We start from the raw sequence: 12,194 nt of genomic DNA, 5'->3' as shown, positions 1-12,194 counted from the left end.
CGTTGACAGAACATAAACAAAAAAGGTTAAGCACCAAATGAACAAGACGTTAGTAGCAACTGCGCTTGCAGCAATTTTTTTAGTTCCATCAGTCTCAGCTATCGAGATCTATAAAGATAATAAAAATGCCGTAGAAATCGGTGGTTTTATTGATGCACGCGTGATCAACACTCAAGGGGAAACAGAGGTTGTTAACGGCGCATCTCGCATTAATTTTGGTTTTAATCGTGAGTTGACTGACGGTTGGAAAGCATTTGCTAAATTGGAATGGGGTGTGAACCCTGTTGGTAGTAGCGACATCGTCTATAACAATCGCTTCGAATCTGTTCAAGAAGAGTTCTTTTATAACCGTTTAGGTTACGCTGGTCTGTCCCATGACACTTATGGAACACTGACTATTGGTAAGCAGTGGGGCGCTTGGTACGATGTCGTTTACAACACTAACTACGGTTTTGTGTGGGACGGTAACACTGCAGGTGTTTACACTTATAATAAAGATGATGGCGCGGTAAACGGTGTTGGTCGTGGTGATAAAACAGTTCAATATCGCAATGCATTTGGCGATGTAAGCTTTGCAGTTCAAGCACAATTGAAAAACAGCAGCTTCTATACCTGTGATACAACGGATGATATTTCACAAGCTCAGTGTCAAGCGAACTGGGAAAGCGGTGATAAAGCGGCTCAACAAGTAGAATACAATTATACTTATGGTGGCGCGCTGACTTATAAAGCCACTGATATGCTGACCTTAACTGCGGGTGTTAACCGCGGTGAGTTTGATGTGAGTTTTGGTAACGGCGAACAAACCACAGCGGTTGATCTTATCTACGGTGCAGGTATCACTTGGGGTAACTTCGATAGCAATGGCTTATACGCTGCTGCAAACGTTAACAGACAAGAAAATCATGACACAGACAATATTGGTCGTTTGATTAAAGACGCCTATGGTATTGAAAGTTTAGTTTCATACAAGTTTGACAATGGGTTACGTCCATTCATTTCTTACAACGTGCTTGATGCCGGTAAAGACTACGTCATTCAACCTAACTTTAATGCCGATCCTAACGATGAGTTCAAACGTCAGTTTGTCGTGGTTGGTTTGCATTTTGTATGGGACCCAAACACAGTGCTTTACGTAGAAGCACGTAAAGATTACAGCGATTTTACCAGTGCAGATAAAGAACAAGAAGCTAGAATGGCGCTTTCAGAATCTGACGGTGTTGCCATTGGTATCCGTTACACACTTTAAGTTTCCAGTTTCTATATAGTAGAAACCACTGTTTTAACAAAAAGCCAGTCAGTAATGACTGGCTTTTTTTGTTTTTAACGGTAAGTTAATTTGTAATAAAAAGACATTGTGCATTATTTGTTTGTATTTAGTTATCTTTTTGTTGATTAAATGTCTCTCATATGATTTTATGCTCCCGCAGCACTTCGGAATGTTTAAGGTGCCCTTGTTTAAAACTGCTTATTAAATAAGCAAATTATAATAAAAACATGATTTTCCCGGGAGATTGACAATGCATAAAAAAAACTTGATAGCAAAATCTGTGCGCTTTGCACTGATTAGCGGTGTGACTGCTACGGTATTAAATGTACCTTTTACATTTGCAGATGATAAAGATGGAGCAAAAGTTGAGCGTATAGCTGTAACTGGTTCGCGAATTAAACGCGCAGATATGGAAACGGCTAGCCCTGTTAGCGTGATTGATGCTTCAGCCATTATTTCCTCTGGTGCAATATCGATTGATGATGTTTTGCAGAAAATGACTTCGGCTGGCGGTGCAATGACTAACGCTGGCATAAATAATGGTTCTGGTGGTAATTCTCGCATAAACCTCAGAGGATTAGGCACTAACCGTACTCTAGTTTTGGTTAATGGTCGTCGAATGATTGCTTCTGGTACAGGAGCTGCTTCTACTGTTGACCTTAATACGATTCCAGTTTCTATGATCCAAAGAGTTGAAGTACTTAAAGATGGTGCTTCTGCGGTTTATGGTACAGATGCTATTGCTGGTGTGGTTAACGTAATTTTGAAAAGAGACTTTGAAGGTTTTGAAGTCAACGCCCAAACCGGCATTTCTGGAGAAGGTGATGCTGACGAGTCTACGATTGATATGACTTTGGGTAACACCTTTGATAAAGGCAATGTCGTTATAGGCGCACAGTATACAAAGCGTGGCGAGGCAAGCCAAGCTGATCGTGATTTTTCTGATTGCCCTGTAACAGAAACTAAGCCTGATGCAAGTGGTAAAATTAGCTTGTTTTGCGGTGGTAGTGGTTATTCTCAAGGTGGTCATATTTGGGGCGATACTGCAGATCTAAGTGGTAGAGGTGGTACTTACCATGATTATGTTACTGCAAATGATGCATATAACTATGCGAAAGATAGTTATCTATCGACGCCAATGGAACGCTTGAATCTCACGGCTGCTGGAACCTATGAGCTGACAGATACAACTCGTTTCTTTACTGAGGCTATGTATTCAAAGCGTTGGTCAAATCAACAAATGGCTCCTCAACCAATTTGGAACAGCGATGCATGGGTTTATAATCCTATTTCAGCTGGTGGTTGGATGACCGATGACCTGCTGCCATGGGTTAAGCCTGGAGAGGAACTCTCTTATGGTCGTCGCATGGTTGAGTCCGGTACCCGTGACTTTAGTCAAGTTGTAGACACTATTCGTATTGTTTTAGGCGTAGAAGGTGAATTTGATAATGGCTGGAGTTGGGATGCCTCTTATAATAAAGGTCGCAACGACTCTGTCGATACTCTGGCAAATCTACATAATTTAGGTTCAATTAATGCAGCAGTTTTAAAGGGGGAGTTTGATCCTTTTTTACAGTCTTCATGGGAAGGTGAGAGCATCACTCCATTCATTTATACCGAAGTAAATAGTGGTGGAAGTGAGTTAGATATTATTGCTGCAACCTTATCGGGTGATATTGTTGAGTTACCAGCGGGTATGATGGGCTTTGCTGCTGGATACGAGAATCGTAAAGAAGCTGCAAAGTTTACACCAGATTCATTAACAGCACAGGGGTTAGCTAATGATCCTAGGGTAGAACCTACCGGTGGTGATTTTAGCGTTAATGAAATTTATGCTGAATTGGCTATCCCATTGTTAAGTGGGTTACCACTAGTGGAACAACTCGATCTAAGTGCTGCAATGCGTTATTTTGATTACAGCACGTTTGGTGATGACACTACATGGAAACTAGGCTTAACTTGGCGAGTATATGATGACCTTATGTTCCGTGGGGGGTTGTCTACTGCATTCCGTGCTCCAACTGTTGATGAGTTATATGGTGGTAAGTCACCATCCTTCGAACAAATTGTTCATCCTGCAACAGAACAAGACCAAGCTGAAGTCACTGTTGGCGGTAATGGGTTATTAACCCCAGAAGAAGCCGACATTACGACGATAGGTTTAGTTTATTCACCAAGCTTCGTAGATGGTCTGTCTATGACTGTTGATTACTACGATATTGAATTAACAAACACTATAACTTCTGTTGACAACAATTATATTGCTAACCAATGTTTAGATGCTGCAGGTAATAAGATCAATACTGATACTGTATTGTGTCAATCTTCTAATATTCAGATTGATAACAGTGGTCGTATTAAGTTTGACAATGGTCTACAAAATATCGGTGCGACGAACACTGCGGGTTATGACATTAATGTTGCTTATGCATTTTCAGCTCTGGGATTGGATTGGAAAGCAGGTTGGGATACATCAATTCTGACCGAATATGAAGAATTCGATCCTGATGGTGTTGCTGTGGATTATCGTGGTTACATTACCGGCGGTACGGGAGCATATGCTAAATTCAAGAGTAATATGAACATCACTGCTAGTGCAGATGACTGGAGCTTTACTTATGAAGCTCGTTATATTGATGGGATGGACTCATTTGCTTGTAAAGGCAAAGAATCTAGTTGTTATGCGCCAACGGTAGGGAGTGTTATATACCATGATCTATCAGGATCTTATGATTTAACTCAAAATATTCGCCTATCAGGTGGTATCAATAACCTGTTCGATAAAGAGCCTCCCTATTACACAGGTAATAATGACTCAAACACAGATCCATATACTTATGAAATGTTAGGTCGTTATTTCTTTGTTCGTGCGAGTATGAAGTTCTAAATCCTCGTTAGCGGGAGTCATTATTCTGTTCCAGCTTTAATAATAAAAACCCTGAGGCAACTTGGGGTTTTTTATCATCAGAATGAAAAAATGGAAAACTAACTGGTAATAGCGTAATGGTCATTTAGATTAAGTCATTTATTTCAATGATTTGGTCACCTTAAATAACGAGTTCTTCTCAAATGGAAGGTAATTAAATTTTTTATTGTTATCTGTTCGACACATTTTCAGAACTCGTCAGTTCTGCCCGTGCACGTTAAATATTACAGACGTCTTTGGTCATTGTTCTTATTGGCAATCAAGGACAAGTCAAATCCAGTCAAATATCGGTATTAAAATCACTTTGGTTAAAAGTGCATGTTTAAGCAGAATTGAGGTTGTTTGTTGAAAATTATTCCCATGTTGTAATGATCTCCCCATTTTTTGCTGAACAAAATTTAGCCATAAAATGTCAGGTTTTTTGAGCACTTATACTTAAAAGTGGTTTTAAGTGTTAATTTTTTGCAAGTATTTGTGTTTGAGTTGTTTTTCAATTTGATAATGGGTAACTCTCCATCACTATAAAATAAATGCTTAAATTTCAATCCATTATGATTTTTATTCAATTTGACACTAGACAAAGCTTATGGCTAATCATCAGCTTTAAACTATTCACAAACGCCGATTGCTGTGTTATTTCCGTTTCAATTGTTGATTAAGTGTTTTAAATGTGATTTTATTGGTCTGATTTAGATTTTTGTGTTGCGTTTTCGTGTGGCCCGTCGTGTGATGACGATGGGAATATTATAATAAAGACATACTTATATAGGGAGATTGACAATGTATAAGAACAGCTTTTTAAGCCATTCAATAAAGTACGCATTAGTTGGTAGTGCAGCTGTTGCTGCTCTAAGCACATTTTCTGTTGCTGCAGCAGAAGGTGATGCAGTTGTTGCGGAAAAAACAATTGAGAAAATTGAAGTAACAGGATCTCGCATTCGTTCAACAGACTTGCAAGGTTTCTCACCTGTGCAGGTTATTGGCGCAGATGAGATTGACACTTCGAGTGTTGCTAACGTTCAAGAATTGCTGCTTAAAAATCCAGCATTTGGTGCCCCCGCGCTTAGCCGTACTAACTCTAACTTTTTAACCTCAGGTTCTGGTGTTTCCACTGTTGATTTACGTAATCTTGGGAGTGAGCGAACTTTAGTTCTAGTTAATGGACGTCGTTTTGTTTCAGGTGTACCAGGTGATACTGCTGTTGACTTAAATACAATTCCAACTCAATTTATTGAGCGTGTTGAGATTATGACGGGCGGCGCTTCAGCCGTTTATGGTTCAGACGCTGTGGCTGGCGTAGTTAACATCATCTATAAAAAAGAATTTGAAGGTATTGAATTTGATGTTCAAAAAGGTCAAAGCGCCGAAGGTGATAGCGAAGATGATCAAATTCAATTTACTATGGGTACATCATCTGCTAACGGTAAAGGTAACATCATGGTGCATGGTGCTTACACTAACCAAGGTGCCGTCTACTCACGCGATCGTGATCGCTCGGCAATCGATCAAATATCTTTAGGTGCTGCAGTAACGGGTCTGCCTGAAGATATGTTTACGCCGATGCAACCATTTTACTCAAGTTTTGCACCACAAGGCCGTTTTGTTGCAGGTGGTAAGCCATATACTTATGATAAGAACGGTAACTTTATCTCTGGTTTCTCAACCAATGGAACAGATACCCGTGAAGCTGATGGCTATAACCGCAACGCTATCCGTACAATTGCGGTACCGACGGAGCGCTACCTTTTTGCAGCGACAGGTAAGTATGAGTTTGCAGATGGATGGAACGCTACACTTGAAGGAACCTATGCATCAACTCAAACACAGAGCCAGTTAGAACCCTTTGCACTGTCTTCGGTTGATGTTTTTAAAGGCTCTGGTGGACAGCTTCCTGTTGAGTTTGAACAATTTATTGAAAGTGCGACTAATCCCGGTGAATATGAACGTACTTTAGTACGTAACTCTGTGATACCTGATGAGCTTTATAACTTAGCTACAGATACAAATGGTGATGGTTTAAAGGATATCTCTTTTACTCGCCGTATGTCTGATATAGCTAACCGTGGTAGCAGAGCTGACCGTGATACTTTCCGTATTATGACAGGTATTGATGGCGAATTAACTGACGGATGGTTTTTAGATACTTATTTCTCATACGGTCAAAGTAAAGAAGGACAAACTGGTACAGGCCAAGTTAACGTTCTGAATTTTAAATCAGCGCTAGAAGCTGTTACTGATGAGTTTGGTAATAAAGTATGCCGTGATGCTACAGCTCGCGCTCAAGGTTGTGTGCCGATTAATATATTTGGTGCTGGTACTGTGTCACCAGAAGCGGCTAATTATGTGAATGCACCTAGCTCATTAAACACACTTGCAACACAAACTGTTGCAGGTATGAGTGTTTCTGGTGATGTCTTTGAATTACCAGCTGGTTTCGTCGGTGTTGCGGTGGGTGCCGAGTATCGTGAGGAATATGCTCGTAGTGAATTTGATGCGTTACAACAAGCTGGCTTAAATGCGGGTAATGCTATACCAAGCACTGAGGGCGAGTTTGATGTGATGGAATATTTCACTGAGGTGAATGTGCCATTGATTGCTGATGCATTTATGGCTAAGCAGTTAAATTTACGTGGTGCAGTACGTTTCTCAGATTATTCTACCGTTGGTAATACTGAAAGCTGGAACGTTGCTCTTGACTGGGCACCTATTGATGAACTTCGTTTTAGGGCTATTCGTGCTTTATCAACGAGGGCTCCAAATATTGGTGAGTTGTATTCACCACCAAGCCAAACTTTTCCAACTGGCTTGACAGATCCATGTCAGGGTGTTACTGCAACGACAACAGGTGCGCAAGCTGAAGCATGTCGCACTGATGCTGGTGTGATGGCGAATATCGCAGCAAATGGAGCATTTACTTTAAATCAGTCAGATATTCAAGGTGTGAGTGGTTATAATCGTGGTAATCCAGATTTAGACGCTGAAAAAGGTAAGTCATGGACCTTTGGTGTAACCTATTCACCAGATGGTATTGCAGTGTTAGAGGACTTTGATTTTAATATCGATTATTTCGACATTGAAATCGAAGACGCTATAGTTAGTACTGGCCGCCAGTATATTTTGGACCAATGTTACGGAGGTAATGCTGCATTATGTAGTTTTATTACCCGTCGACAAGCACCTGAAGGCCCAAACAGTGCTGGTTCTTTAGAGTATATTGACTCTGCTGTAACCAACAGTGGTGGTTACGTTACATCTGGTATTGACTATGTCATAACTTACGCAAAAGATTTAGAAGATTATGGTTTAGTCGGCCAAACAAATGCGCGTTTAGCATATACCCATGTGATTAAAGGTTATGAAATACCGTTGCCAGGTGCTGAGCCTGATAACTTTAATGGGGAAATTGATGCCCCTCAAGATAAGTTCTACTTATCATTGGGCTATGAAATTGGTGATTTCAACATCGCTTGGAATACAACTTATATCGGTGAGTCATTCTTAGATGATGGTTTCTTATCTGGCTATGACTTAGCTCCTGAGTCTGTTGGTGTTGGTTCTGTTACTTACCATGACTTAAATGTAGCATATCGCCCATTTGATATGGCCGAGTTTTATGTTGGTATTAATAACTTATTCGACCAAGATCCCCCACCAATTATCAGTGGATTGCCAGGTAGTAGCACTGGTGTAGAAACTGCAGCGAGTACTTATGATCCAATTGGTCGTCGTTACTATGCGGGTGTAAGATTTAAGTTTTAAGTTTTAAGTTTTAAGTTTTAGTTGGTATAAAGCCCTCTGGATTTTTAGAGGGCTTTTTTCATATTTACGGTATCTAATTTGGTTTTGTCTGCTAGCGGGTTAGTTAACATCAGTTATAAATGAGTATTGTCTTTTCTAGTTGATTGATTTTTATGCTCATCTTTTTAGCCTGGAAGGCATAAGCAACTGGACCTTTGATGAAACTCACTAAAACTCAGGCAACTACGTCGCCTTAGATATACTATCTGAGAAATATTTTTCTGTTAATCAAAAATTTTATTGATCATAAATCGATTACGCAGCATCAAGTCCAAGCATTCTGAGTTTAAGTTAGTTAAGTTATTAAAAACGATGCCAGTTGGTTTGAATTAGCGGTTAAACAGAGACTCATGGCGCTAAGGTTGTTCATAACAGTTTAAGAATGCCGGTATCGCTGGTGAATTAAGGAAGTGCTTTGGGCAGATAAATTCAGTTAAATAGGTTTTGAAATTGCTATATTCAGACTGATGTAAGGCCACAGCTAGGGAGTGATGACTTTATTGTAATTGGATTTTGTTCGCTTTTATCCGCAGTTCGGATGAGTCAAATTAATGAAAGCTTCCTCTAAATTATCCATTCTAAATTCTTCTACTATTAACATTCCCCGAAAAAACGGGGTCTTCGATTTCTTTAATATTGTTTCATTCCTAATCCTTAAGTAAATTTTTATTGAGAGGAGTAGGATATGAGTAAAGAACATCTACTTGAGTCGCCATTATGTTAAAAAATGTTAATTTTAATAAAGAGGGCACGCAAAGTTGGTTGTTGACTATCTTTATGATTTTATAGGATTTAAATTAATTTATTATTTTTTTTAACAAAAAATAATAACCCAAAAGATTCATTTCCGCCTAAAAAAACACCTTTCGTAAAAAATTTCATTATTAACGCTTCTTTACACTAGTTTTTAGTCGTCTGAAATGTTGACACAGGTCAACATTTTGTGAAATGATGCCAGCGGGTCTATGCCTGTAAGGGCGTAGGAAAGGGAAGAAAAAACTAAGAATCACAAGAGAAAGACGAACTTACAGAAATTTTTTCGGCAAGTATTTATTCCTTGTCGTTATGTTGCTGGTAAGTTAAACCTTTTTATTCACTTCAAATTGGTTGGGAACTATGTCCAAGGTAAGCAATAGAACAAAAATCGCTACTGCACTTGTTGGCGTGCTGGCATTAGCGAGCAGCAGCTTAGTAGTTGCAGATCCTCTTACCGACGTGCAGAAAGCGGATAGTATGATCCATGCTGATGCTGCTGCGTCGCAAAAGAACGTTGATAAGTATTTCGATCAAGCACAAGACATGCTTTTTGAGTATGGTTCTGTTGCAGATGAGCGCGAATCACTGAAATCATATAACGATTACGTTGCCAGCTTAGTCGCTGATCAACAAAAGACAATGGATTCAGTGCAGGGTGACATCAATGGTGTTGATAAACTTCGCCAAGGTGTTGTGCCATTAATGTTTAAAATGGTTGAATCATTAGAACAGTTTGTTCAATTAGATTTACCTTTTAATTCTGAAATACGTACTAATCGTGTTAATGAGCTGAAAAGACTCCTTAATACTGCCGAAGTCACACTAGCAGAAAAATACCGTCTAATTCTTGATGCTTATAGTATTGAGCGCGAATACGGTAGTGCTGTTGCCGTTAACCAAGGTAAGTTAAACCTAGATGGTAAAGAAGTGCTGGTTGACTTCTTTAACTTAGGTCGTGTTGCTCTTTATGCACAGAGTTTAGATCAAAAGACTGGCTGGATGTACAACCCAGAATCTAAGGGTTGGGATAAGTTAGATGACAGCTATTTGCGTGAACTGACTAAAGGTATCCGTATTGCCCGTAAACAAGGCGCTCTAGATCTATTTGCATTACCAATTCCTGCTGCGGAGACTGCACAATAATGAAGAAGTTAATTACTACAGCTGTCTTGGCTGCAAGTTTCTCTTTAACTGCTGGTATGGTAAGCGCTGCTGATGCGCCTAAGTCAATTGACCAATTATTGCAACAAGTTAAAGTTGAGCGTGCTGCTGAAGGTAAAGTTAATAGCAAGCGTGAGCAAGAGTTCCAAGCAGAGCGTGGCGATAAGGCCGCTTTACTGCAAAAAGAAAAAAATGCGTTGGCTGCTGAAAAACAACGTGGTAAAGATTTAAACCAAGCGTTTTTAGATAACGAGCGTAAAATTGCTCAGTTAGAAGAAGATCTAAAAACGGCTCAAGGTGACTTGGGTGAGATGTTTGGTGTAGTTAAAGGTGAAGCCGGCGATTTCGCAGGTAAACTGGCAAGTTCAAACATCAGTGCTCAATTCCCAAATCGCGATAAATTTATTGCTGATTTAGGTGCCCGTAAGCAATTACCAAAAATTGAAGAGTTAGAACAATTCTGGCAAGAGCAGCTATTTGAAATGGCGCAATCTGGCAAAGTTGTTAAGTTTGAAGGTTCTGTTACCGAAATTGATGGTAGCGTAAAAACAACGACTATTCATCGTATTGGTGCTTACAACTTAACGGCTGATGGTAAATATATTGTATATAACCCTGAATTAGGTTTAGTACAACAGCTGTCTCAACAACCTGAAGGCTACCAAGTTAGCGCAGTTGCTAAATGGGAAGAAACGGCTTCTGGTACAGCACCTTTCTATATTGACCCGGCTCGTGGCGTATTGTTAAACATCTTTACGAACAAAGCTAGCATGGAAGATCGTATCGAGTCAGGCGGTACCATTGGCTATATTATTCTGATATTACTTGCAATTGGTTTATTAATTGCGGTTGAGCGTTTCATTGTGCTGGCAGCTATCGGTGCAAAAGTTAAACGCCAAGCTAAGAATGTTGATAACCCAGGTAACAATGCCCTTGGTCGTATCTTGAAGGTTTACCATGAAAACAAAGATGTTGATGTTGAAACATTAGAGTTGAAGCTGGATGAAGCTATTCTGAAAGAAACGCCTGCATTGGAAGCTCGAATTTCAATTTTGAAAGTCATTGCAGCTATCGGTCCAATGTTAGGTCTGCTAGGTACAGTAACAGGTATGATTGCGACCTTCCAAAGTATCCAACTGTTCGGTACTGGTGATCCAAAACTGATGGCGGGTGGTATCTCTATGGCTCTGGTTACTACAGTGCAAGGTCTAGTTGCGGCTCTGCCTCTGATGTTACTACATGCAATACTCGTTGCGCGTAGCAAATCAATCACCCAAATTTTGGAAGAGCAAAGTGCCGGAATTATCGCAGCACATGCTGAGAAGAGGGCTAACTAATGATGCTATACCTGATGGACATATGGGATTCCGTCAGGGGCTTCATGGCCGCTGGAGGAAACGTCCTTTGGTTGGTTGCGTTTGTATTGTTCTTAATGTGGGTATTGATGCTTGAGCGTTATTGGTATCTTAATTGGATATCACCAAAGCAACATAAAGCTATCATATCTGCGTGGGATTCTAGAGAGGAAACCACCTCTTGGTACGCACACCGTATCCGTGAAGCTTGGCTGTCCCAAGCGAAGCAAGATTTGAATGCACGTATGCTGATGATAAAAACCTTAGTAGCTATTTGTCCTATGATAGGTTTGTTAGGTACCGTAACCGGTATGATTTCAGTGTTTGATGTGATGGCAGTTCAGGGGACGAGTAATGCTCGTTTAATGGCGGCTGGTATTTCAATGGCGACTATGCCCACGATGGCGGGGATGGTTGCAGCATTATCGGGAGTATTCTTTAGTACTCGTCTGGATGTAAAAATGAAAATCAGTTTAGAAAAGCTAAAAGACAGCATGCCGCACCACTAGAGAGAGATTGAACATGGCACGTAAAAAGCATTCCAGTGTAGACGAGGAAGCGCAAATTGATATGACACCGATGCTCGACATCGTGTTTATCATGTTGATCTTCTTCATTGTAACAACGTCATTTGTGAAACCTTCTGGTTTGGATTATAACAAACCCAAAGCTTCGCAAGCGACTTCAAAGCCTTCGGCTAACATCTTTATCGGCGTCAGTAAAACAGGCGTGATCATGATGGAAAACCGTCAGGTTGATATCGAACGTGTAACAGCAAACGTTGAACGTATGTTAGCTGAAGCTCCTGAAGCTGCGGTATTGATTCAGGCAGATAAAGACGCAACGCATGGCTTAGTTGTTAAAGTTCTAGACCAAGTCAAAGCGGCTGGTATAGATAAAATTTCGGTATCTGCGGGGAACGATTAAT

7 protein-coding genes are annotated in these 12,194 nt (G+C 40.2%); all 7 read left to right on the top strand.

Annotation, left to right across the window (positions count from 1 at the left end; all coding sequences use genetic code 11):
• Positions 1-37 precede the first annotated feature (37 nt).
• Positions 38-1,249 (top strand): porin, encoded by a 1,212-nt coding sequence (locus HQQ92_RS12060; protein WP_028760445.1) that lies wholly within the window; start codon positions 38-40, stop codon positions 1,247-1,249.
• A gap of 271 nt (positions 1,250-1,520) precedes the next feature.
• Positions 1,521-4,157, top strand: a complete 2,637-nt coding sequence (locus HQQ92_RS12055; protein ID WP_028760444.1) for a TonB-dependent receptor — start codon at positions 1,521-1,523, stop codon at positions 4,155-4,157.
• 819 nt (positions 4,158-4,976) lie between these two features.
• Positions 4,977-7,955: a TonB-dependent receptor domain-containing protein gene (locus HQQ92_RS12050; protein ID WP_173245588.1), complete on the top strand. Its 2,979-nt coding sequence runs from the start codon at positions 4,977-4,979 to the stop codon at positions 7,953-7,955.
• A 1,155-nt stretch (positions 7,956-9,110) separates the two neighbouring features.
• On the top strand, positions 9,111-9,893 hold the full coding sequence (locus HQQ92_RS12045) for a DUF3450 domain-containing protein (protein WP_105252918.1): 783 nt from the start codon (positions 9,111-9,113) through the stop codon (positions 9,891-9,893).
• A complete protein-coding gene (locus tag HQQ92_RS12040) occupies positions 9,893-11,248 on the top strand; it encodes a MotA/TolQ/ExbB proton channel family protein (RefSeq protein ID WP_105252917.1) in 1,356 nt (451 codons plus the stop codon). The genes HQQ92_RS12045 and HQQ92_RS12040 overlap by 1 nt, the downstream gene beginning before the upstream one ends.
• The gene (locus HQQ92_RS12035; protein WP_081729046.1) at positions 11,248-11,775 is read left to right on the top strand and encodes a MotA/TolQ/ExbB proton channel family protein; all 528 of its coding nucleotides are present in this window, start codon (positions 11,248-11,250) and stop codon (positions 11,773-11,775) included. Before HQQ92_RS12040 ends, HQQ92_RS12035 begins: the two co-directional genes overlap by 1 nt.
• A gap of 13 nt (positions 11,776-11,788) precedes the next feature.
• Positions 11,789-12,193: a biopolymer transporter ExbD gene (locus HQQ92_RS12030; protein ID WP_028760438.1), complete on the top strand. Its 405-nt coding sequence runs from the start codon at positions 11,789-11,791 to the stop codon at positions 12,191-12,193.
• The last annotated feature ends 1 nt before the right edge of the window (position 12,194 follow it).

The sequence above is a fragment of the Shewanella sp. DC2-4 genome, assembly GCF_013248875.1.
Taxonomy (GTDB): Bacteria; Pseudomonadota; Gammaproteobacteria; order Enterobacterales; family Shewanellaceae; genus Shewanella; species Shewanella oncorhynchi.
The sequence above is the reverse complement of the archived record's forward strand: the minus strand, read 5'-3'. Positions and strand labels throughout refer to the sequence as shown.